Source organism: Flavimobilis sp. BM9 (genome assembly GCF_058313055.1).
The window spans coordinates 779,838-801,288 of record NZ_JBZEMO010000001.1; the positions used below are offsets into that span (position 1 = coordinate 779,838).

The following is a 21,451-nucleotide window of genomic DNA, read 5'->3' on the forward strand; positions in this document are numbered from 1 at the left end:
GCCTGCCGGGGCTGCGTGCGTCTGGACGGTAGATTTCGCAGCATGGCGACACGTGGGTCCAGCTCCTCTTCCGGAACGCGCAACCGTTCGACGACGGTGCGCGCCTCGGGGGGAGCTGCGCGCCCCGCGGCCGCGAAGTCCGGGTCCGCGCGCGCCGGCTCGACCGGGCGCAAGCCCGTGACGGACGCAGGCCCGGCACGGTCTCCGCTCCCTGTCCGGATGGTCAAGGGAGCCTGGATGGGCTGCGCCCACCTCGTGGGCGGCTCCGCGCGGCGGATCGGCCAGGGCGCGCACGACCTCGACCCGGCCCACCGCCGCGACGGTGTCGCGCTGCTGCTCCTCGCGCTGACGATCATCACGGCGGGCCGGGAGTGGTTCCGGCTCGAGGGCTTCGTCATGGAGCTGGTCCACGTGGTCGTGGCTGGCGCGGTCGGCATCGTGGGCGTCGTCGTGCCGCTGCTCCTGCTGTGGCTCTCGGTGCGCTTCATGCGCAACCCCACCGACTCAGCCGTCACGAGCCGCAAGTCGATCGGTCTCACGGCGATGGTGGTGTCCGTGTGCGGACTGGTCGCGGTCTGGGCAGACCTGCCGGCCCCGCCGCAGTGGGACGCCGTGCAGTCCGCCGGCGGCCTCGTCGGCGTCGTCGCAGGCAACCCGCTCGTCGCCGGTCTGAGCGCGTGGATCGCCGTCCCGGTCCTGCTCATCCTCGGGTTCTTCGGGATCCTGGTGCTCACCGCGACACCCATCAACCAGATCGTCCCGCGGCTCCGGGCGCTCGTGGACCGCCTCACGGGCAAGGGCGTCCCTGCGGACGTGGACGAGGACGGGCCCCTGGCCCTCGCCGAGGGCGTGTCCCGGCACGACGGTGAGCCTGAGGAGGCGCCCAAGCGTCGGCGTCGGTTCGGCCGAGCCGGGTCCCGCGCGCAGGACGTCGCGCAGCACGACGGGCTTCCCGGCTACGTCGGCGACGAGGCGTTCGAGGCTGCCGCGCTCCGCGGCGAGATCGAGGCGGCCGAGGAGACGGAGGTGCTCGCGGCGGCGACCGAGGTGCTCGCTGCGCCCGTCGACCACGACGCCGTGACCGAGGCGATCACGGCCGTCGATGCGCCCGCGCAGGAGCTCGCGGCCCCCCCGACGGCTCCCGTGCCGCCGGGGGAGCAGCCCATGCTCGAGGGCGACGTCGTCTACCTCCTGCCGAGCGAGGAGAGCCTCGTCAAGGGTCCGCCGCACAAGGTGCGCTCCGCCGCGAACGACCGGGTCGTCGAGGCGCTCACCAACGTGTTCGAGCAGTTCTCGATCAACGCGTCCGTCACGGGCTTCTCCCGTGGACCGACCGTCACGCGCTACGAGGTCGAGCTCGGCACGGGCACGAAGGTCGAGCGCGTCACCGCCCTCAGCAAGAACATCGCGTACGCCGTGGCGAGCGCGGACGTCCGCATCCTCTCGCCGATCCCCGGCAAGTCCGCGATCGGGATCGAGATCCCCAACGCCGACCGCGAGACGGTCGCGCTCGGCGACGTGCTGCGTTCGTCGGTGGCGCGCCGCACCGAGCACCCGATGGTCATCGGTATCGGCAAGGACGTCGAGGGCGGCTACGTCGTCGCGAACCTCGCGAAGATGCCGCACATCCTCGTCGCCGGCGCCACCGGCGCCGGCAAGTCGAGCTTTGTGAACTCGATGATCGTGTCGCTCCTCATGCGTTCCACGCCCGACCAGGTGCGCATGGTGCTCGTTGACCCGAAGCGCGTCGAGCTCACGATCTACGAGGGCATCCCGCACCTCATCACGCCGATCATCACGAACCCGAAGAAGGCCGCCGAGGCCCTCGAGTGGGTCGTGCGCGAGATGGATGCCCGGTACGACGACCTCGCGATGTTCGGTTTCAAGCACATCGACGACTTCAACACCGCGGTGCGCGCGGGCAAGGTCAAGCCGCTCGAAGGATCGCAGCGCAAGATCGCGCCGTACCCCTACCTGCTCGTGGTCGTCGACGAGCTCGCCGACCTCATGATGGTCGCGCCGCGCGACGTCGAGGCGTCGATCCAGCGCATCACGCAGCTCGCCCGAGCAGCAGGCATCCACCTCGTGCTCGCGACGCAGCGCCCGAGCGTCGACGTCGTCACGGGCCTCATCAAGGCGAACGTGCCGTCGCGCCTCGCGTTCGCGACGTCGTCGCTCACCGACTCCCGCGTCGTCCTCGACCAGCCGGGCGCGGAGAAGCTCATCGGCCAGGGTGACGCGCTCTTCATGCCGATGGGCGAGGCCAAGCCGATGCGCGTCCAGGGGGCGTGGGTCACCGAGAGCGAGATCCACGCCGTCGTGGCGCACGTCAAGGAGCAGCTCAAGCCTGTCTACCGCGAGGACGTCGCGGTCACCGCGGCGAAGAAGCAGGTCGACGAGGACATCGGCGACGACCTCGACGTCCTGCTGCAGGCGGCCGAGCTCGTCATCACGTCGCAGTTCGGGTCGACGTCGATGCTCCAGCGCAAGCTGCGCGTCGGCTTCGCGAAGGCTGGGCGTCTCATGGACCTGCTCGAGTCGCGCGAGATCGTCGGCCCCTCCGAGGGGTCGAAGGCGCGCGAGGTGCTCGTGCAGCCCGACGACCTCGCCGGGACCCTCGCGATGCTCCGTGGGGAGCCTGAGCCCGGCTCGGGCGCGCAGGCCTACGACCAGTCGGAGGACGGCGACCGCTACGCCGCAGGGGCTGACTCGGGCCTGCCGCCGGCCGCGACCGACTACTACGACGACGACACGCCGGGCGTCGACGACGCCTGGAACGAGACCGGTCGCTGACTGCGGTCAGGCGGTCAGCGCGGGCGGGAGATCACCTCGACGGTGCTGCCCTGGTGCTCGGGCGGTGAGGTGCGCTCCTGGAGGTCCGTGCCGACGGCGTCGCGCACGCGCGCATAGCGGGCGTCGATCTCCTTCGCGGAGAGCTTGCCGGTCGCCTCGCCGACGATGTCTGCGAGCGCGTGCAGGGTGTGCTTCCCGACACGGTCGACGGTCGTGCCGACCCACGTCATGTCGGTGACCTCCGCAGGGCCGCCGGCGACGCGCGTGACCTCGGCGACGAGCAGGAGCCCGTTGGACGACTCGGGTGCGCAGCACTCCGCCGACTGGTTCGACAGGAGGTTCCCGAGCCCGTACGCGAGCCACATGCCGCGGCCCCCGGGCCCGCCCGCGAGCCTCGTCATGGGCTGGGGGACGTGCGCGTGGTGGCCGATGACGACGTCGACCTGGCCCGACTCCGCGAGAGCAGCGGCGACCTTCTCCTGGTGCTCTGTCGGGGCGGTGCGGTACTCGGTGCCGTCGTGGATCGAGACGAGCACGATGTCGGCGCCGTCGGCCCGAGCGGCCTTGGCCTGCGCGACGATCTGGTCCGTGTCGATGAGCGTCACGGACCAGGGCTTGTCCGCGTCGACGGGCATGCCGTTCGTGCCGTACGCCGCGGACAGGTGCGCGACGAGCGTCGGCTGGCCGTCGACGGTGACGCGGTACAGCGCGGGTGCCGCCGCCTCCTGCGCCGAGCGAGCTGTCCCGATGTGTCCCAGGCCTGCCGAGTCGAACACGTCGAGGGTGCGCTCGACACCCGCGTAGCCGCGGTCGACCGAGTGGTTCGACGCCGTCGAGCAGCCGTCCCAGCCCTGCTCCGCGAGATCCTCGACGAGCGCTGGTGTCGTGCCGAACATCGGGTAGCCGCTCACTGGTCGACCCTTCGGCGCGACGGGCACCTCCATGTGGCACAGCGCGAGGTCGGCGCCCTGGACCCACGGGTCGAGACCCGCGAGGAGCGGGCTGAAGTCGTAGCCGTCTCCTGCGCGCGCGGACTTCATGACGGGCAGGTGCGGGAGGACGTCTCCTGCGGCGAGGATCGTGAAGCTGATGTCCTCCGGGAGCGCGGGCGTCGTCGTGGTCGGCGCCGGTGCGTCCGTCCCCGCTGCGCTCGTGGTGGTCGTGGTGGCCTGGGCGCCCCGCGTGTCACCGCGCACCGTCGTCGCTGCCGCGAGGCCTCCCGCGCCCACGACGGTCACGATCGCCGCCCCCAGGAGGACGCGTTGCGCGCGTGAGGCGCGTGGGGTCAGGCGGGCGTGGCGCATGCGAGGACACTAGCGCGACCGCGGTGCCGACAGCACGCAGCCCGCGTGGACGCCCTGCGTGCAGGACCTATCCTGGGTGGGTGCCGACTACGACGACGCCGTGGCGCCAGCAGTGGAACCTCCCGAACGCGATCACGGCCACCCGCATCGCGACCGTCCCGTTCTTCGTGTGGGCGCTCCTCGCCGACGGTGGCGAGTCCCAGACGTGGCGCTGGGTGGCGACCGTGATCTTCGCGGTGTCGGCGAGCACCGACAAGCTCGACGGATACCTCGCACGGCGGCGCAACCTCGTCACCGACCTGGGCAAGCTCCTGGACCCGATCGCGGACAAGGCGCTCGTCGGGACTGCGCTCGTCGGGCTGTCGATCATCGGCGAGCTGTGGTGGTGGGTGACCGCCCTGATCCTCGTGCGTGAGCTCGGCATCACCGTCATGCGGTTCTTCATGCTGCGGTACGTCGTGCTGCCCGCCTCGCGCGGCGGCAAGGTCAAGACCGTCCTGCAGTCGGCAGCGATCGTCGCGCTGCTCGCGCCCAGCTGGGTGCTGCCCGGCTTCGTCCATGTCGTGGGTGTCGTCCTCATGGTCGCGGCCGTGGTGGTGACCGTCGTGACGGGTGTCGACTACCTCGTCCAGGCCGCCCGGCTGCGTCCGAAGCGGTGACCGGCCGCGCCGCCGCGCTCGTCGCGCTCGTCGCAGCGCAACGGCGCACGATCGCCGTCGCAGAGTCGCTCACCGGCGGGGCGCTCGCGAGCGCGATCGTCGACGTGCCGGGGGCGTCGACCGTCCTGCGCGGGGGAGTCGTCGCGTACGCGACGGACCTCAAGGCGAGCGTGCTCGGAGTCGACGGGGACCTGCTCGCGCGGGAGGGCGCCGTGCACCCGCTCGTCGCGGAGCAGATGGCGGCAGGCGTCGCGCGCCTCGCGGACGCGTCGGTCGGCCTCGCGACCACCGGGGTCGCGGGACCGGACCCGCAGGACGGCCAGCCGGTCGGCACGGTGTTCGTCGCCGTGCAGGTGGACGGGCGCTCGACCGTGCGCCGCCTGGCTCTCGACGGCGACCGTGCGGCGATCCGGGCGGCCACCGTTGCCCGGGCGATCGACCTCGCGCTCGAGGTGCTCGACGAGGACGCACCGGGAGCGGGAACAAACGCGCCCGTCCGGTAGTTGTGACGAGTGTGCGGGTGATTCTCGAGGATCGCGGATTTGCCGAGGTGGTTATCGGCGGTCGGCGGTACCGTAGAACTACCAGCCGGACCGATGTCGCTACGAACGGCGGTGCACAGCACCGAACGCGGGCGGCCGACTAGCAGAGAGGGGGCGTCTGATGATTGTCCTACGACGAGAGATCGGGGACGTGTTGCGCGATGCGCGCCAGCGGCAAGGGCGAACCCTCCGTGAGGTGTCCTCGTCGGCACGTGTGTCCCTGGGCTACCTGAGCGAGGTCGAGCGCGGGCAGAAGGAAGCGTCTTCCGAGCTCCTGGGCTCCATCTGCGAGGCGCTGGACCTGCCGCTCTCGCTCGTGCTCCGCGAGGTCAGCGACCGCGTCGCCGTCGCCGAGGGTCTGCTCATCCCGGACACGGTCCCGGACGAGTTCGCCACGACGGTCGACAGGTACCCGAGCTCGCGGCGCGAGCTCACCCCGGTCGGCTGAGCCGACCGCACCGGTGCGGCCGTCAGGCCCACCCACCCTGCCCTCGCTGACACCGCGGGCAGAAGAAGATCGGACGCTCGAAGGGCGGCCTGCGAGCCTGCCGCACGGTGACAGCCGTGCCGCAGCGCACGCACGGCCGCCCTACGCGTGCGTGGACCAGCCTCGCGCGGGTACCGAGTCCCTCAGCGACCGCTCGGAGCATGAGTTCGCGGGCGGTCGACAGGACGACGGCGAGCTGCTCCTCAGGGATGTTCGCGAGCGGCTCCCACGGGTGCACGCGCGCGACGAAGAGGCTCTCCGACGCGTAGATCGTGCCGATACCTGCGAGCCGGGTCTGGTCGAGGAGCGCTTCCGCGACCGGGGTCTGCGGCTCGTCACCGAGCAGGTGCTCGCGCACGAGGTCGACGTCGACGGCGAGGTCGTCCGCGAGAAGGTCTGGCCCCAGGTGCCCCAGGAGCGTGTGCTCGTCGCGGGTGCGGACGAGGTCGAGCATCCCGAGGCGGTAGCCGACGGCAGTCCAGGTCTCGTTGCTGAGGACGGCGCGCACGAATGGCGAGCGCCCTCGGGCCTGGTCGGAGCCGGTCCGTGCGACGTGCCAGGAACCCTCCATGCGCAGGTGCGTCCTGAGCGTCCACCCGTGGTCGGTCCGCACGAGGAGGTGCTTGCCGTACGCGGCGACCTCCGTGACTCGTCCGCCGAGGAGCGTCGCGTCGTCGACCCCGGGCCAGCGCAGGTCGACCCGGGAGAGCGTGGTGCTCGCGAGCGCCTGGTGGAGGCGCGAGGCGGTCAGACGCAGGACGTCGCCCTCAGGCACGGCTGCTCCCTGCCGAGACGCGCAGCCCTCGCGGCGTCACGGCAAACCCCGTGCGCTGGAGTGCGGCGAGGGCGGGGCTCGACGCTCCGAACACCTCGTGCCCGTCGACCCTGCTGAGGGTGACCCGCCCCAGACGGCCTTCGCGCACGGCTTCGGCGAGCGCAGCCGCGCCCGCCCCGAGCACGTCGTCGTCCGTCGTGAAGGACAGCGCCGTGCGGCCGCCCTTCTCGACGAACCATACGAGCTCCCCGGCCACGAGAACGACGACCGCGCCCGCCTTGCGGCCCGGTCGGTGGGCCACCTCGCCCGGCGGCGGCCACGGCAGCGCTGCGCCGTACGGGTTGGCTGGGTCGGTCGCGGCGAGCACGAAGCATGCTGGCGTCGACGGGCTCGCGGAGCCGCCGTCGGCGGCGCGCTCGAGGTCGCGCGAGTCCTGCCGCAGCGTGTCGACGGCGCCCGGGAGCGCGAACTGGGTGCCGCCCAGGTGCTCGACGAAGTACCCTCGCCGTGCCTCACCCTGCGACTCGAGCGCACCGAGCACCCGGAAGGCGCCCCCGATCTGGGCGCTGCTGACCTGCTCGGCGGCCGCCAGCGCACGGGTGACGACGCCGTGCCGCTCGAGCAGGACGGTCGCGAGCGCGTGGGCGCGCACGGTCGGGTCCTGCTCGGCGCGCGGCAGGAGCGACCAACGTCCGCCGCCGTGGAGCGCCCCGGCGCGTCCCGCGCTGCTCGCAGCAGCGAGCGCCGCGAGGCCCGTCCGGCCGCGGCGCGCCGGACGTGCGGTGCGCGTGCGGCTGACGCGGGACCGGGTCGGGCCGAGGAGCTCGCGGACAGGTCCGAGGGAGTCGTTCGTGACCCGCCCGGCCCAGACGAGGTGCCACAGTGCGTCGCGGACGGCCGCCGTGAGGTCCACGGGGAGCTCGGTGGCGTCGCCAGCGTCGCGGACCCGGTCGACGAGCCGGTCGAGGAAGAAGGCCCCGGCGCCGTCGAGCGCTGTCCGCACGAGGCGCTCGACCACGCTGGCGGTCGTGTCCTCGGTCTCAGCGGTCTCGACGGCACCGTCGTCGAGCCCGTCCCACGGCAGCGTGAGGTGCGCCGTGTCGGCGAGGTGCAGGGACACGAGCCCGTTGCCCGCCGCGCGCCCCGCGGCCGGTAGGGCCGAGTGTCCGCACCAGAGCACCTCGCCCGACGTCGTGAGCTCGTCGAGCATGCCCGCCTCGTAGTCGACGACACGCGCCGGGAGGATGTGCGTCTCGAGGTCGCTCGCGGGCACAGGGACGCCGACGAGCTGCTCGATCGCCGAGAGCAGACCGGTGCGGCCGCGAAGCGCGCCGACACGCTGCCAGCGCGGCTGGAACACGCCGAGCGTCCGCGGTGGAACCGGCTCGACCTCGGCACGCAGGGCCGCGAGCGACCGCCGCCGCAGCACCCGCATGACGTCGCGGTGGCAGTGCTCGAGCCCTGTGCCCCCGAGCGCCTCGGGCAGGAGACGCCCGGACACGAGGTGTCCGGCAGCAGCCAGCCGGGTGAGGACGTCGTCGACGACGGCCGGGGGCAGCCCGAACCGCGCGCTCACGTCGCTCGCAGCGAACGGCACGTGGGTGCGTGCGTGGCGCAGCACGAGGTCTCCGACAGGGTCCGGGACGGGCGCAGTCAGGTCGACGGGCAGGCCGGCCGGGAGCGGGGCACCGAGGCCGTCGCGCAGTCGTGCGGCGTCGGTCGTGGCCGCCCACACAGGGTCAGGGCGCTCCGCACCCGGCAGCCTCGTACTGAACACCTGCCGCGCGTCCGCGAGCGCCGCCAGCCAGCGGGCGGCGTGGTCGCGCACGTCGGGCAGGGTGCGTTCCTCGACCTCGGCGAGCGTGAGCGGCCCGAGCCGGCGGAGCATGTCGAGGACGTCGTCGGCGTGCCGGGACTGCCGGTCAGGGGCGAGACCGGCGAGCTCCGCCGCGGTGCGTGCGACCGCGTCGACATCGAGGAGGTCCGCGACCTGCGCCTCCGCGGTGCGGCCGAGCAGCTCGTCGAGGAGGTTCGGGTCGAGCGTGAGGGCGGCCGCGCGGCGCTCGGCGAGCGGTGCGTCGCCGTCGTACAGGAACTGGGCCGTGTAGCTGAACAGGAGCGACTGCGCGAAGGGAGACGGTGACGGCGTGTCCACGTGGACGACCGAGATCTCGCCCGTCGCGACGGCGCGCATGAGGTCGGCGAGCGCTGCGACGTCGAAGTCGTCCTGGAGGCACTCGCGGACCGCCTCGTGGACGATCGGGAACTGGTCGTGCCCGGACGCGACGGAGAGGAGCTGCGCGCTGCGCTGCCGCTGCTGCCACAGGGGCTGCCTGCGGTCCGGGGACCGGCGGGGGAGCAGGAGCGCGCGTGCGGCGGCCTCCCGGAACCGCGAGGCGAACATGACGGAGCCCCCGAGGTGATCGCGTACCAGGCGGTGGACGTCCTCAGGGTCGAGCAGGAGGTCCTCGACGAGGTCGGGGGCCTCGGACGAGTCGGTCCAACGCGGCCCGGACGGGTCGTGGCGGCCGGGCCCACCGGGACCGTCGTCGGGCAGGCGCAGGACGATGCCGTCGTCTGCGTGCATCGCTGCGACGTCCACACCGAGCCGTTCGCGCAGGCGCGCCGCGAGCACGAGCGCCCACGGGGCGTGGACGCGCGCCCCGTACGGGGAGTGGACGACGATGCGCCAGTCTCCGAGCTCGTCGCGGAAGCGCTCGACGACGATCGTCCGGTCGTCCGGCACGGTCCCGGTCGCGGTCCTCTGCTCGTCGACGTACGTGAGCAGGTTGGTCGCCGCCCACGGATCGAGCCCTTGCGCCTGAAGCTCGAGGACGCGCGGGTCTGCGGGAAGGACCTCTGCAGCAGCGTCGCGTGCACGACGCGTGGGAGCGGCGGGCAGCGCGCGGACCCATGCGCCGAGAGCGCGGCCCAGCTCTGCCGGCCGACCAGGCGCGTCGCCCTTCCAGAACGGCAGCCGCCCGGGCAGGCCGGGTGCGGGGGAGACGAGGACGCGGTCGGGAGTGATCTCCTCGATGCGCCACGTGCTCGACCCGAGCGTGAACGTGTCGCCTGCGCGGGACTCGAAGACCATCTCCTCGTCGAGCTCGCCGACGCGGCGGCCACCACGGGCGCGCACGGGCGCGTCATCGGTGTGGACGGCGTCGGACGTGGGCGATCCTGAGACGCCGCCCGGTCCCGCGAGGAACACTCCGTACAGGCCGCGGTCGGGGATCGTGCCGCCGCTCGTCACGGCAAGCCGCTGAGAGCCGGGCCGGGCGCTGAGCACGTCGGAGCTGCGGTCCCACGTCAGTCGCGCGCGCAGCTCGCCGAACTGCTCGCTCGGATAGCGGCCCGAGAGCATGTCGAGGACCGACCGGAGCGCAGAGTCGGGCAGGTGGGCGAACGGTGCGCTGCGCCGTACCGTCGCCGCGACGTCGGCGACCGTGCGGTCCTCCATCGCGACCATCGCGACGACCTGCTGGGCGAGCACGTCGAGCGGGTTGCGCACGGGGTGCAGCGACTCGATCTGGCCGTCGCGCATGAGTGCCGCCGTGACCGCGGCGGGGACGAGGTCGCCGCGGAACGTCGGCAGGACGATGCCGTGGCTCGGGGCGCCCACCTGGTGCCCGGCGCGTCCGACACGCTGGAGCCCGCTCGAGACCGACGGCGGGGAGCCCACCTGGACGACGAGGTCGACCGCGCCCATGTCGATGCCGAGCTCGAGCGAGCTCGTGGCGACGACGACCGGCAGCCTGCCAGCCTTGAGCTCCGTCTCGGTGAAGGTGCGCTCCGCCCGGGACATGGACCCGTGGTGCGCCCGCGCGAGGACGCCGGCGGCGCCGGCGGCGGTGCCGGACTGGCCCGGCACGGCCGCCGGGTGCGTCGCCCCCGGGTCGGGGACCGACTCGCCCTGCCGCTCGGCCCAGATCTCGTTGAGCCGCGCGGTCAGGCGTTCGGCTGTGCGGCGCGAGTTGGTGAACACGATCGTCGAGCGCCGTTCCTGTGCGAGGTCGACGATCCGGTCCTCGACGTGCGGCCAGATCGACGGCCGTGCGAGCGGGCCCGCGGCCGGGCCGGACAGGTCGGTCGGGTCCGGTGCCGGCATCGTCGCCGTCGGCCGCGCGAGGTCCGTGAGGTCCTCGACAGGGAGCACGACGTCGATCTCGACCTGCTTGCGGGCGGGAGGCTGGACGACCGTGACGGCGCGGCCCCCGTCCTCCGAGGGCCGGTGCCCGGCCAGCACCTCCGCGACGACAGCGACCGGGCGGGCGGTCGCGGACAGCCCGATCCGCTGGGCAGGGCGGTCGAGCAGGTCGTCGAGCCGCTCGAGCGAGACCGCGAGGTGCGCACCGCGCTTCGTGCCGGCGACGGCGTGGATCTCGTCGACGATGATCGTGCCTGTGCCCCGCAGTCCGTCGCGGGCGGACGACGTGAGCATGAGGAAGAGCGACTCGGGCGTCGTGATGAGGATGTCGGGCGGCCGCACCGCGAGGCGCCGCCGCTCGGCTGGCGGTGTGTCACCGGTGCGCACGCCGCTCGTGAGGTCGGGGATCGTCAAGCCCAGGCGCCGGGCCGCGTGGCCGATCCCGGTGAGCGGCGCACGCAGGTTCCGCTCGACGTCGGCTGCGAGGGCCTTGAGCGGCGACACGTAGACGATCCGGTCCTGGACGGGCTCGGGGGCGATCGACGCGTCCTCAGGGCGTGGGCGTGCGAGGAGACGGTCGATCGACCAGAGGAAGGCCGCGAGGGTCTTGCCCGAGCCGGTCGGAGCGACGACGAGCGCGTGGTCGCCGGCGTCGATCGCCGCCCATGCTCCTGTCTGCGCCGCTGTCGGGGCGGCGAACGCGCCCTCGAACCACGCGCGCGTCGCCGGGTGGAAGCCGGCGAGGGTGTCGGCCGGCTCGCGTGCCGCGGGCACGCTGCGGACCTCAGGACTGCTCATGCAGGACATTGTGTCGTTCACCACCGACAACGGCACGGCGGTGCTCCCGTCGCGTGGCAGGCTTGGTGGGTGCGCTACCGCGAGTTCTGGGACCTGGTCGACGACGTGTTCGGCCGCGCCTACGGGCGCTCGATCACGGGTGACCAGGTGCTGCCCCCGCTCCAGGACCGGACTGCGGTCCAGGCGCTCGACGACGGCGAGGAGCCACGGGTGGTGTGGCACGCGCTGTGCGACGCGATGAGCGTCCCGGAGGACAAGCGGTGGGGCACCGACCCGCACCGACAGGCCCCGCCGCGCCGCTGAGCGGCTCGCCGACACGCCGGGCGCGAGCACCGTCGCCTCTCGAACAGATGTTCGGTATCGTCTGTCCTCAGAGACGTCGGCACGTCTCGGGAAGCACCGTTCCTGCCCCGTCCTGCGACGGTGTCAGAGGTCGGTCCTAGTGTCGGCACGACAGCACGAACGACCGGAGACGCGCGGCCAGCAGGTCGCCCGAGCACAGAGGTGACAGCCATGGCAGCAACCGCTGACCGCGAGAAGGCGCTCGAAGCAGCGCTCAGCCAGATCGACCGCCAGTTCGGCAAGGGCTCGGTGATGCGTCTCGGCGACGACAACCGCCCGGCCGTCGAGGTCATCCCTACGGGTTCCATCACGCTCGACGTCGCGCTCGGCATCGGCGGGCTCCCGCGCGGTCGCATCGTCGAGATCTACGGCCCTGAGTCCTCGGGCAAGACGACCGTCGCGCTGCACGCCGTCGCGAACGCCCAGCGCGCGGGCGGCATCGCCGCCTTCATCGACGCCGAGCACGCGCTCGACCCGGTCTATGCGCGCAAGCTCGGCGTCGACACCGACGCGCTGCTGGTGTCGCAGCCGGACACGGGTGAGCAGGCCCTCGAGATCATGGACATGCTGATCCGTTCGGGCGCGATCGACATCATCGTGATCGACTCGGTCGCGGCGCTCGTGCCCAAGGCCGAGATCGAGGGCGAGATGGGGGACAGCCACGTCGGCCTCCAGGCCCGGCTCATGTCCCAGGCGCTGCGCAAGATCACCGGCGCTCTGAGCACCTCGGGCACGACCGCGATCTTCATCAACCAGCTTCGCGAGAAGATCGGCGTGTTCTTCGGCTCGCCGGAGACGACGACGGGTGGCAAGGCGCTCAAGTTCTACGCGTCCGTGCGTCTCGACATCCGTCGCATCGAGACCCTCAAGGAGGGCACCGACGCTGTCGGCAACCGCACGCGCGTCAAGGTCGTCAAGAACAAGATGGCACCGCCCTTCAAGCAGGCAGAGTTCGACATCCTCTACGGCGTCGGCATCTCGCGCGAGGGCAGCCTGATCGACCTCGGCGTCGAGCAGGGAATCGTGCGCAAGTCCGGCTCCTGGTTCACGTGCGACGGCGACCAGCTGGGACAGGGCAAGGAGAACGCGCGGTCATTCCTCCGCGACAACCCCGAGCTGGCAGCCGACATCGAGCGCCGCATCCTCGAGAAGCTCGGGATCGTGCCGAGCACCGAAGAGCCGGCGGCCGCAGACGCTCCCGCGGCCGCGGCGGCCGACGCGCCCGCGGCGAAGACCACCAAGACCGCCAAGAGCAAGAAGGTCGACTTCTGAGTCGCCCAGCCGCACGGACGCGTCGTCCCGCACGGCGGGACGGCGCGTCCGCGCGCATGGGCAGCGAGGGCGGAGCCATGTCCATCTCGGCGGAGGGAGGGGAGGCCACCGTGCCTGCGCCCGATCCCGACGAAGAACGCGAACGTGCCCGCGAATATCTGCTCCGGGCGCTCACGGCCTCGGCCAAGAGCCGTTCGCGCCTCGCGCGGGGACTCGCTGACCGGGACGTCGACCCCGAGATCGCTGCGGAGGTGCTCGACCGCTTCGAAGAAGTCGGGCTGATCGACGACGTGCAGTACGCGCACACGCTCGTCCGCACCCGATTCACCGAGCGTGGTCTGTCGCGGCGAGCTCTCGCCGCAGAGCTGCGGAACAAGGGCATCGCGGAGGCGGTCGCGCGCGATGCGCTCGACCAGGTCGACGACGACGACGAGCTCATGGCCGCACGACGCCTCGCCGCCTCGAGAGCGGCCCGGATGACGTCCCTTACCCCCGACACGCGCCGGCGACGGCTCGCAGGGTTTCTCGGCCGCAAGGGATACTCGTCGAGCGTGTCCATGCAGGTGATCCGTGAGGTCGTCGACGGCGCAGACTGACGTCGACACCCTGGGCTGGTCGTCACGGGCCACATTCGTTTGAAAGGATGGCCCCGTCAGGTCCGGTGCGCATCGTGAGGGAGGGTCATGGGAACGGTCGAGACGAGCATCCTGCTCCTGGTCCTGCTCGGCGCCTGCCTCGTCGCACTCCTCCTCGTCCTCGTCGCGCGACGCGAGGCTGAAGCCGTCCGCGAGCAGGCGCGTGACTATGCCGCCTCGGTGCGCGAGACCGCGATCGGCCAGGCGAAGGACGTCGCGGGCCGCGACGAGCGAGTCACCGAGCGGGAACGCAGCGTCGAGGCCGAACGTCAGCGGCTCGAGGGCGTCGAAGCGCGGCTCGTCTCAGATCGGGCGGCCATCGCAGCCCTGCAAGACACGGTCGAGTCCGAGCGTTCGAGGCTCGAGGAGCTCGAGCGTCAGGTCGACCAGCAGCTTGCCGACAGTGCGGGCCTCAGCGTGAGCGACGCACGTGACCAGCTGGTGCGGCGGTTGCTCGACGACGCCCGCCAGGAGGCGCTCGACAAGGCGCGGCGCCACGAGGAGCAGGTTCGCAAGGAATCCGAAGCGAGAGCCCGCCGGATCATCGTCGACGCTGTGGGCCGGCTCTCTCTTCCGACGAGCGCCCAGGCCGCAGTGTCTGTCGTGCCGCTCCCGTCCCCGGACCTGAAGGGCCCCGTCATCGGCAAGGACGGACGCAACATCCGTGCCTTCGAGGCGCTCACCGGTGTCACGATGATCATCGACGACCAGTCCGACGACGTCGTGCTGTCATGCTTCGACGCCGAGCGGCGCGAGGTCGCTCGCGTCGCGCTCGAACGGCTCGTCGCCGACGGGCGCATCAACCTCGATCGCATCGAGACCGCGGTGGCCGAGGCCACCCGCCAGACCGCAGACCGCGTCCAGGCGAGCGGGCTCGCGGCCGCGCAGCAAGCGGGAGTCCGCGGCCTGGCACCCGAGCTCCTGACGATCGTCGGCCAGCTCTCCTACCGAACCTCGGCCGGCCAGAACGTGCAGGAGCACCTCGTCGAGACTGCCCTGATCGCCGCAGCGATCGCCGCCGAGGTCGGCGCTGACGCCGAGAGTGCCCGGCGCGCGGGGTTCCTCCACGACCTCGGCAAGGGCGTGAGCCGGGCCGGGGCCGGGACGCATGCCGCAGAGGGGGCACGGCTCGCGTCCCAGCACGGCGAGAGCCCGGTCATCGTCAACGCCATCGCGGCGCACCACGACGAGGTGCCCACCGAGACCATCGAGGCCGTGATCGTCCAGATCGCCGACGCGATCTCCGCCGCCAGGCCCGGCGCGCGCCGCGAAGACGCGAGCGCCTTCGTCCGCCGGATGGACGAGCTCGAGAGGCACGTCAGCCACGTCGACGGGGTCTCCGGGGTCGTCGTGATGGCCTCCGGGCACGAGGTTCGCGTGGTCGTCGAGCCTGACGCCGTCCCGGACTCCGCCCTCGCCGATCTTGCCGACCAGATCGCCCGTGACATCGCCGAGCGCGACCTCGTCCTCGGCCAGGTCACGGTCACCGTCGTGCGGGAGCTGCGCGCCCGCGCGACCGCGGGATGATCTCGCAGCGCCACGCCGCCTCGGGCCGTCACCTCGTGCTCGTGACCATCCCGGGTGCCTGAGGCGTCAGCCGTCCCGACGTCCGCGACCGCAGGCGTCGCGCCAGACGGTCCGCAGCCGTCGACAGAGCGAAGTTGATCGTGATGAAGATCGCCGCGATCACCATGACCGCCGGGATGTAGTTCGAGAAGTTCGTCGCGACGTACTCCGCCTGCCGCAACAGCTCCGCATAGCTGATCAGGTACCCGAGGGCGGAGTCCTTGACCACCACGACGAGCTGGCTCACCAGAGCGGGGAGCATCGCCGTCACGCCCTGGGGAAGAAGCACGTTGCGCAACGTCTGCCCATGGGTCAGGCCCACCGCGAGCCCCGCCTCTCGCTGGCCCTGGGGAAGGGACAGGACGCCCGAGCGCACCAGCTCGGCGACGACCGAGCCGTTGTAGAGAGTCAGAGCCGTGACCACCGCAGTCAGCGCGAGCTTGTCTGACGGCACCAGCCGGTAGACGATCAGCAGCTGGTAGACGAAGACCATCATCAGGAGGACCGGGACCGCCCGGAAGAACTCCACGACCGCTCCGCTCACAGCGCGCAGGACGCGGCTCTGCGACAACCGGCCGAGCCCGAGGACGACGCCGAAGATCCCCGCGAACACGACCGACCACGCCGCAGCCGTGAGCGTGCCGCCGATCCCCGGGAGGAGGTAGTCGGTCCACACGCCTGATGTCAGGAACGGCTCCCACTTCGCCGCCGTCAGCTGGCCACGACGCTCGAGCACGACGAGCACCCACGCCAGCCCGCCGAGGAGCAGCAGCAGGGCCAGCACGTTGGCGATGCGGAACGCGCGCCGCGTCCGAGGCCCTGGGACGTCGAACAAGGGGTTCGTGCTCATCGGGTCACCGCCACTCGTCGGGACAGCCACGTCATGAAGACGCCCACGGGGAGCACGATCACGACGAAGCCGATCGCGAAGATCGCGAACACCAGGAAGATCACGTCAGGACGGAACTCGATCATCTCCTTCATGACGTACGACGCCTCGGCGACCCCGATCGTCGCGGCGACGGTCGTGTTCTTCGTCAGCGCGATGACGACGTTGCCGAGCGGGGCGATCGCGCCGCGGAACGCCTGCGGGAGGATGACGAGCCGCAGGCTCTGACCGAACGACAGCCCGATCGACCGTGCGGCCTCTGCCTGCCCGGTGGGGACCGTGTTCACACCGGACCGCAGCGCCTCGCACACGAAGGACGCGTGGTAGGCCGAGAGGCCGAGCACGGCGAGCCGGATGTTGTTGTCCACGATGAACGTCGGCGACGAGCTGTCAGCGAGCACGATGCCGAGCTGCGTGTAGAGGCCGAGGGAGCATGCGACGAGGATGAGAGTCAGCGGCGTGTTCCTCACGACGTTGACGTAGATCGCCCCGCCGAGCTGGAGCGACGGGATCGGCGAGATCCGCATGACAGCGAGGACCGTTCCGATCGCGAGCGAGCCGAGGAGCGCCATCCCGGTCAGTCGCAGTGTCATCGCGAACGCCCCGAGGATGTCGTACTGGGCGAACAGCGAGGAGACGTCGGCAGAGAGCGTCGTCATCGATCACCTCGTGGTCGGAGGAGGGACGGGCGGGCGCGTCCCCGCGCCCGCCCGGGAAGGGTCAGCTGCAGGCGGCAGGGGTGGGCGGGTTCGCGGCGCTGGGGGTGTAGCCCTCCGCCGTGTTGTCGTCCACGGCCTTCTGCCAGGCCCCGTCCTCGATCATCTTCGTGATCGCGTCGTTGACCTTCTGGCACTTGTCGTTGTCCTTGGGCAGTCCGACGCCGTACTGCTCCTCGGAGAACGGGCTGCCGACGACCTTGAGCTTGCCTGCGTTGGCCGGCTGGGCGGCGAAGCCCGCGAGGATGATGTCGTCGGTCGTGACGGCGTCGATCGTGCCGGCAGCGAGCTGCTCGATGCACTTGGAGTACGTGTCGAACTCCTGCAGCTGGACACCCGTCGAGTAGTCGTCCTTGACCTTCTGTGCTGACGTCGAGCCCTGCACGGAGCAGAGCTTCTTACCGTCGAGAGCGTCCGGGCCGGTGATGTCGGTGTTGTCGGCTGCGACGAGGAGGTCCTGTCCGGCGATGAAGTAGGGGCCGGCGAAGGCGACCTTCTCCTTGCGCGCGTCGGTGATCGAGTACGTCGCGAAGATCATGTCCACCTGACCGGACTGGAGCATGTTCTCCCGCTGCGGGGAGGGGGTCTCCTTGAACTCGATCTGGTCCGCCTCGTAGCCGAGCTCCTTGGCGACGTACCGGGCGACGTCGACGTCGAAGCCCGAGTAGTCCGAGCCGCTGCGGAGGCCGAGCCCGGGCTGGTCGAACTTGATGCCGATCGTGAGCTTGTCGTCGTCGGACGATCCGCAGCCGGTGAGCAGTGCGGCCATGGCTGCAGCGGCCGTGCCGGCCGCGATGAGCTTCGTGCGCATGGTGTTCCTCCAGGGTCTCGTCTCCCGCCGCGGTGCGGCGGGGGTCAGTGGGTGAGGATCTTGGACAGGAAGTCGCGGGCGCGGTCCGTGCGGGGCGCCGTGAAGAACGTCTCGGGGTCTGCCTCTTCGGCGATCTGGCCGTCCGCCATGAAGACGACGCGGTCGGCGGCGCGGCGGGCGAAGCCCATCTCGTGGGTGACGACGATCATCGTCATGCCGTCCTTCGCGAGAGCGACCATGACGTCGAGGACCTCGTTGATCATCTCGGGGTCGAGCGCGGAGGTCGGCTCGTCGAACAGCATGACCTTGGGGCTCATGGCCAGGGAGCGGGCGATAGCGACGCGCTGCTGCTGGCCGCCGGACAGCGCTGCGGGGAGCTTCTGCGCCTGGTTCTGCACGCCCACGCGCTCGAGGAGAGCGAGCGCCTGCGTCTGGGCGTCGCTCTTCGACACGCCACGGGCCTTGATGGGGCCGAGGGTCACGTTGTCGAGGACTGACCGGTGGGCGAAGAGGTTGAAGGACTGGAAGACCATGCCGACGTCGGCGCGCAGGCGGGCGAGCTCCTTCCCCTCTTCCGGGAGGACCTTGCCGTCGACGCGGATGGTGCCCGCGTCGATCGTCTCGAGGCGGTTGATCGTGCGGCACAGGGTCGACTTGCCCGAGCCTGAGGGGCCGATGATGACGACGACCTCGCCGCGCCGGACCTCGAGGTTGATGTCCTGCAGGACGTGGAGGTCGCCGAAGTGCTTGTTGACGCCGATCAGCTCGACGAGCGGCCCGGTCGACTCGCGCGGGGACTGCCCGTCAGTGCCGGGTGCATGCCGACTTGCCGGTGTTGTGCCGTTGTCCACCATTTCCCGACCGTAGGTACTGACGGTCGGGCGCGCCACCCAGACAGGTCACGAAGAGGTATCGATCGGGTCATGGACGCAGGTCTCATGCGTCGGACGGCCGCTGCGCGAGGGTGCCGGGAGCGGCTCGTGGGCGCCGTAAACTGGGAGGGATGTCCACACGTACCCAGACCCCCGCCCTGCCCGACGTCGACGCGTCCGCTGCCGCCGCACGCACCTATGCGGTGCGCACCCTCGGCTGCCAGATGAACGTGCACGACTCCGAGCACATGGCCGGGATGCTCGAGCAGGCAGGCTATGTCCGGGCCTCCGCGGCCGACGAGGCTGCCAGCCGCGCTGACGTCGTCGTCATCAACACGTGCGCCGTCCGCGAGAACGCAGCGAGCAAGCTGTACGGCAACCTCGGCCAGCTCGCCGAGATGAAGCGCGAGCGCCCGGGCATGCAGATCGCCGTGGGTGGTTGTCTCGCGCAGAAGGACCGCGCGGGCATCGTGGACCGGGCGCCGTGGGTCGACGTCGTCTTCGGGACGCACAACCTCGACGCGCTGCCGGTCCTGCTCGAGCGGGCCCGGCACAACGAGAAGGCTCAGGTCGAGATCGCCGAATCGCTCCAGGTGTTCCCGTCGACGCTCCCGACGCGCCGCGAGTCCGTGTATGCGGGCTGGGTGTCGATCAGTGTCGGCTGCAACAACACGTGCACCTTCTGCATCGTGCCGCACCTGCGCGGCAAGGAGCGCGACCGTCGCCCGGGGCAGGTCCTTGCGGAGGTCGAGGCGCTCGTCGCGCAGGGCGCGATCGAGGTCACGCTCCTCGGCCAGAACGTCAACTCGTACGGTGTCGAGTTCGGCGACCGCGGTGCCTTCGCGAAGCTGCTGCGTGCGTGCGGACAGATCGAGGGGCTCGAGCGCGTGCGCTTCACGAGCCCGCACCCCGCCGCGTTCACGGACGACGTGATCGACGCGATGGCGCAGACGCACAACGTCATGCCGCAGCTGCACTTCCCGCTGCAGTCGGGCTCCGACCGGGTCCTCCGTGCGATGCGCCGTTCGTACCGCTCGGAGAAGTTCCTCGCGATCCTCGACAAGGTGCGCGCGCAGCTTCCCGACGCCGCCGTGAGCACCGACATCATCGTCGGCTTCCCGGGGGAGACGGAGGAGGACTTCCTCGAGACGCTCCGCGTCGTCGAGGCCGCACGGTTCACGAACGCGTTCACGTTCCAGTACTCGCCGCGCCCCGGCACGCCCGCAGCCGAGCTCCCGGACCAGCTTCCGAAGGAGGTCGTCCAGGAGCGTTTCGAACGGCTCGTGGCGCTCCAGGACCGGATCAGCGAGGAGGAGTCGGCGCGCCAGCTCGGCCGCGTCGTCGAGGTGCTCGTCGGAGAGGGTGCCGGCCGCAAGGACGACGCGTCGCACCGCGTCACGGGCCGTGCCCGCGACAACCGGCTCGTGCACGTCGCACTGCCCGACGGCGTCGCTCGCGTCGTGGGTGAGGCCGGCGGCGCGGACGCGCGCCTCGCGGAGGCCGTGGACCCACGCCTCCCGCGCCCGGGCGACCTCGTCGTCGCTCGCGTGACCCGCACGGCACCGCACCACCTGGTCGCGGACCGCAGCGAGGTCGACGACGTCTACGAGGTGCGCAGGACGCGCGCCGGTGACGCGTGGGTCGCGCGCGAGCGCGCCCGTCTGGGGCTGGGCGGGGACGACCACTCGCACGGCTCGGCCCCCGCGTCGGGTGGACCGGTCACGCTCGGGCTGCCGACGATCCGTCGCGCCTGACGTCGTCGCGCTCAGGCGCCGCGCGGCCTCAGTCCGCGTCAGGTGAGTCGGACGGCGGCAGAGTCGCTGCGACGTGCTCGAACAGCTGGAGCGTGGTCGCCAGCCCCGTCAGGACGGACCTGCCGAGCTGCTCGTCCGTGACGCCGTGAGCAAGGTCGATCGACCACTCGCCGTAGACCGCGAGCAGGCCGCCCTCGTCGCGGACATAGGCCTTGGGCCAGAAGCGGTCCCGGTTCCACCCGTTGATGACGTGCAGCAGCGACGTCCGCACCTCGCGCGGGAGAGACGTCGCCCAGCGGCCGCGTACCTGGAGCACCTCCTCCCGCTCGCCCGAGACGATGAGCCAGAACGGGTTTCCGTTCCAGCTCGCGGCGAGATCGCCGTCGTCGTCCATGACGTGCTTGTAGCCCTCGCTGTCCAGGTACGCCGCGATGCGTGCGCGCGTGAGCGGGATCGGGACGGGCCCCGACGCCTGCGGCTCGTCCGCCCGACGCCGGAACGGGAGCCCCCTCATGACCCCGCCTCGAGGAGCGGGTCGGGGAACCGCGCGTCGAGCCCAGCGAAGAACGTCGCGGTCGTGGCGAAGGCAGAGCTGACGAGCTGCGCGAGCTGGGCGTCGTTGACCCCCTCGTGCAGGTCCTGGGCGTTCTCCGCACGGACCATGACAGCGCCGTCGTCCCGGACCTGGGCGTAGCACTTGGGCCAGAAGCGCTGCATGTTCCACTCGTTGCAGAACGTCAGGATCTCGTCGAGGTGGTCGATCGACGCCTCACGGTTCCACTGGCCGCGCACCTGGAGGATCGTGGGCGGCTCACCGAGCGTGGACAGGACGAACGAGCGCGTCCCCCACAGGGTGGTCAGCTCGCCGGTCCGTTCAGCGACCGAGAACCCGGCACCCCGTCGGCGCAGGTCGGCTGCGACGCGTTCGATCGTGAGCGGTCGCGGGAAGACGGTGGGATCGGTCGTGGTCGGGTGCTCGTCCGGAAGGTCGAGCGGAGACAGGGCGGGACCGGCCGAGGCGTCCTGACCTGCGCTGTCGGGCTCCTCGGACGGCCCGCGGCGGGAGTCGCGCGTCCAGAAGGGCATGAT

At 71.6% G+C, this 21,451-nt stretch carries 18 protein-coding genes; 9 read left to right on the forward strand and 9 right to left on the reverse strand.

All coding sequences use genetic code 11. The features are described 5' to 3' along the window. Positions 1-42: 42 nt before the first annotated feature. On the forward strand, positions 43-2,793 hold the full coding sequence (locus tag AC4F3Q_RS03515; RefSeq protein ID WP_491038741.1) for a DNA translocase FtsK: 2,751 nt from the start codon (positions 43-45) through the stop codon (positions 2,791-2,793). Between the two features lie 14 nt (positions 2,794-2,807). Here AC4F3Q_RS03515 and AC4F3Q_RS03520 read toward each other — a convergent pair whose 3' ends face one another. Further along, positions 2,808-4,097, reverse strand: coding sequence for a CapA family protein (locus AC4F3Q_RS03520; protein ID WP_491038742.1), 1,290 nt, complete (start codon positions 4,095-4,097; stop codon positions 2,808-2,810). A gap of 80 nt (positions 4,098-4,177) precedes the next feature. Here AC4F3Q_RS03520 and pgsA point away from each other — a divergent pair, with 80 nt between their 5' ends. The 3 genes from pgsA (at position 4,178) to AC4F3Q_RS03535 (ending at position 5,746) form a co-directional block, all read left to right on the forward strand. Then, positions 4,178-4,756: a CDP-diacylglycerol--glycerol-3-phosphate 3-phosphatidyltransferase gene (gene pgsA, locus AC4F3Q_RS03525; RefSeq protein WP_491038743.1), complete on the forward strand. Its 579-nt coding sequence runs from the start codon at positions 4,178-4,180 to the stop codon at positions 4,754-4,756. Continuing rightward, positions 4,753-5,259 (forward strand): CinA family protein, encoded by a 507-nt coding sequence (locus tag AC4F3Q_RS03530; RefSeq protein WP_491038744.1) that lies wholly within the window; start codon positions 4,753-4,755, stop codon positions 5,257-5,259. The genes pgsA and AC4F3Q_RS03530 overlap by 4 nt, the downstream gene beginning before the upstream one ends. A 160-nt stretch (positions 5,260-5,419) precedes the next feature. Next, entirely contained in the window at positions 5,420-5,746 is a 327-nt protein-coding gene (locus tag AC4F3Q_RS03535) for a helix-turn-helix domain-containing protein (RefSeq protein WP_491038745.1), read from the forward strand. 22 nt (positions 5,747-5,768) lie between these two features. Here the strand turns inward: AC4F3Q_RS03535 and AC4F3Q_RS03540 are convergent, their stop codons facing one another. Together AC4F3Q_RS03540 and AC4F3Q_RS03545 are read right to left on the reverse strand one after the other, a co-directional pair. Then, on the reverse strand, positions 5,769-6,560 hold the full coding sequence (locus AC4F3Q_RS03540; protein ID WP_491038746.1) for a DNA-formamidopyrimidine glycosylase family protein: 792 nt from the start codon (positions 6,558-6,560) through the stop codon (positions 5,769-5,771). Further along, positions 6,553-11,505 (reverse strand): DEAD/DEAH box helicase, encoded by a 4,953-nt coding sequence (locus tag AC4F3Q_RS03545; protein WP_491038747.1) that lies wholly within the window; start codon positions 11,503-11,505, stop codon positions 6,553-6,555. The genes AC4F3Q_RS03540 and AC4F3Q_RS03545 overlap by 8 nt, the downstream gene beginning before the upstream one ends. Positions 11,506-11,574: 69 nt before the next feature. On the opposite strand from AC4F3Q_RS03545, the gene AC4F3Q_RS03550 reads away from it, so the two are divergent. From AC4F3Q_RS03550 to AC4F3Q_RS03565, 4 genes are all read left to right on the forward strand, one after another. After that, a complete protein-coding gene (locus tag AC4F3Q_RS03550) occupies positions 11,575-11,808 on the forward strand; it encodes a DUF3046 domain-containing protein (RefSeq protein ID WP_168445891.1) in 234 nt (77 codons plus the stop codon). Positions 11,809-12,018: 210 nt separating this feature from the next. Next, positions 12,019-13,119, forward strand: a complete 1,101-nt coding sequence (gene recA, locus AC4F3Q_RS03555) for a recombinase RecA (protein ID WP_491038748.1) — start codon at positions 12,019-12,021, stop codon at positions 13,117-13,119. Between the two features lie 77 nt (positions 13,120-13,196). After that, positions 13,197-13,715 (forward strand): regulatory protein RecX, encoded by a 519-nt coding sequence (locus AC4F3Q_RS03560; RefSeq protein WP_491038749.1) that lies wholly within the window; start codon positions 13,197-13,199, stop codon positions 13,713-13,715. Between the two features lie 87 nt (positions 13,716-13,802). Continuing rightward, on the forward strand, positions 13,803-15,281 hold the full coding sequence (locus AC4F3Q_RS03565; RefSeq protein ID WP_491038750.1) for an Rnase Y domain-containing protein: 1,479 nt from the start codon (positions 13,803-13,805) through the stop codon (positions 15,279-15,281). 28 nt (positions 15,282-15,309) lie between these two features. Here the strand turns inward: AC4F3Q_RS03565 and AC4F3Q_RS03570 are convergent, their stop codons facing one another. The 4 genes from AC4F3Q_RS03570 to AC4F3Q_RS03585 form a co-directional block, all read right to left on the reverse strand. Beyond that, positions 15,310-16,170, reverse strand: coding sequence for an amino acid ABC transporter permease (locus AC4F3Q_RS03570; RefSeq protein WP_491038751.1), 861 nt, complete (start codon positions 16,168-16,170; stop codon positions 15,310-15,312). Then, positions 16,167-16,868 (reverse strand): amino acid ABC transporter permease, encoded by a 702-nt coding sequence (locus AC4F3Q_RS03575; protein ID WP_491038752.1) that lies wholly within the window; start codon positions 16,866-16,868, stop codon positions 16,167-16,169. Before AC4F3Q_RS03575 ends, AC4F3Q_RS03570 begins: the two co-directional genes overlap by 4 nt. A gap of 61 nt (positions 16,869-16,929) precedes the next feature. Further along, positions 16,930-17,736: a glutamate ABC transporter substrate-binding protein gene (locus tag AC4F3Q_RS03580; RefSeq protein WP_491038753.1), complete on the reverse strand. Its 807-nt coding sequence runs from the start codon at positions 17,734-17,736 to the stop codon at positions 16,930-16,932. A gap of 44 nt (positions 17,737-17,780) precedes the next feature. Beyond that, positions 17,781-18,590, reverse strand: coding sequence for an amino acid ABC transporter ATP-binding protein (locus tag AC4F3Q_RS03585; RefSeq protein WP_491038754.1), 810 nt, complete (start codon positions 18,588-18,590; stop codon positions 17,781-17,783). Between the two features lie 149 nt (positions 18,591-18,739). Between AC4F3Q_RS03585 and miaB the strand changes: the two genes are divergently transcribed. Further along, a complete protein-coding gene (gene miaB / locus AC4F3Q_RS03590; RefSeq protein WP_491038755.1) occupies positions 18,740-20,362 on the forward strand; it encodes a tRNA (N6-isopentenyl adenosine(37)-C2)-methylthiotransferase MiaB in 1,623 nt (540 codons plus the stop codon). Positions 20,363-20,390: 28 nt separating this feature from the next. On the opposite strand, the gene AC4F3Q_RS03595 is transcribed toward miaB, so the two are convergent. Together AC4F3Q_RS03595 and AC4F3Q_RS03600 are read right to left on the reverse strand one after the other, a co-directional pair. Continuing rightward, entirely contained in the window at positions 20,391-20,876 is a 486-nt protein-coding gene (locus AC4F3Q_RS03595; protein ID WP_491038756.1) for a YbjN domain-containing protein, read from the reverse strand. After that, the gene (locus AC4F3Q_RS03600) at positions 20,873-21,448 is read right to left on the reverse strand and encodes a type III secretion system chaperone family protein (RefSeq protein ID WP_491038757.1); all 576 of its coding nucleotides are present in this window, start codon (positions 21,446-21,448) and stop codon (positions 20,873-20,875) included. The genes AC4F3Q_RS03595 and AC4F3Q_RS03600 overlap by 4 nt, the downstream gene beginning before the upstream one ends. Positions 21,449-21,451: the final 3 nt, after the last annotated feature.

Excerpts from the sequence above, each read along its gene's own strand:
- AC4F3Q_RS03545 (WP_491038747.1), bottom strand. The coding sequence starts at position 11,505 with ATGAGCAGTCCTGAGGTCCGCAGCGTGCCCGCGGCACGCGAGCCGGCC.
- AC4F3Q_RS03570 (WP_491038751.1), bottom strand. The coding sequence starts at position 16,170 with ATGAGCACGAACCCCTTGTTCGACGTCCCAGGGCCTCGGACGCGGCGC.
- AC4F3Q_RS03535 (WP_491038745.1), top strand. The coding sequence starts at position 5,420 with ATGATTGTCCTACGACGAGAGATCGGGGACGTGTTGCGCGATGCGCGC.
- AC4F3Q_RS03585 (WP_491038754.1), bottom strand. The coding sequence starts at position 18,590 with ATGGTGGACAACGGCACAACACCGGCAAGTCGGCATGCACCCGGCACT.
- AC4F3Q_RS03560 (WP_491038749.1), top strand. The coding sequence starts at position 13,197 with ATGTCCATCTCGGCGGAGGGAGGGGAGGCCACCGTGCCTGCGCCCGAT.
- AC4F3Q_RS03565 (WP_491038750.1), top strand. The coding sequence starts at position 13,803 with ATGGGAACGGTCGAGACGAGCATCCTGCTCCTGGTCCTGCTCGGCGCC.
- AC4F3Q_RS03520 (WP_491038742.1), bottom strand. The coding sequence starts at position 4,097 with ATGCGCCACGCCCGCCTGACCCCACGCGCCTCACGCGCGCAACGCGTC.
- miaB (WP_491038755.1), top strand. The coding sequence starts at position 18,740 with ATGTCCACACGTACCCAGACCCCCGCCCTGCCCGACGTCGACGCGTCC.
- AC4F3Q_RS03600 (WP_491038757.1), bottom strand. The coding sequence starts at position 21,448 with ATGCCCTTCTGGACGCGCGACTCCCGCCGCGGGCCGTCCGAGGAGCCC.
- AC4F3Q_RS03580 (WP_491038753.1), bottom strand. The coding sequence starts at position 17,736 with ATGCGCACGAAGCTCATCGCGGCCGGCACGGCCGCTGCAGCCATGGCC.
- AC4F3Q_RS03515 (WP_491038741.1), top strand. The coding sequence starts at position 43 with ATGGCGACACGTGGGTCCAGCTCCTCTTCCGGAACGCGCAACCGTTCG.
- AC4F3Q_RS03595 (WP_491038756.1), bottom strand. The coding sequence starts at position 20,876 with ATGAGGGGGCTCCCGTTCCGGCGTCGGGCGGACGAGCCGCAGGCGTCG.
- AC4F3Q_RS03575 (WP_491038752.1), bottom strand. The coding sequence starts at position 16,868 with ATGACGACGCTCTCTGCCGACGTCTCCTCGCTGTTCGCCCAGTACGAC.
- recA (WP_491038748.1), top strand. The coding sequence starts at position 12,019 with ATGGCAGCAACCGCTGACCGCGAGAAGGCGCTCGAAGCAGCGCTCAGC.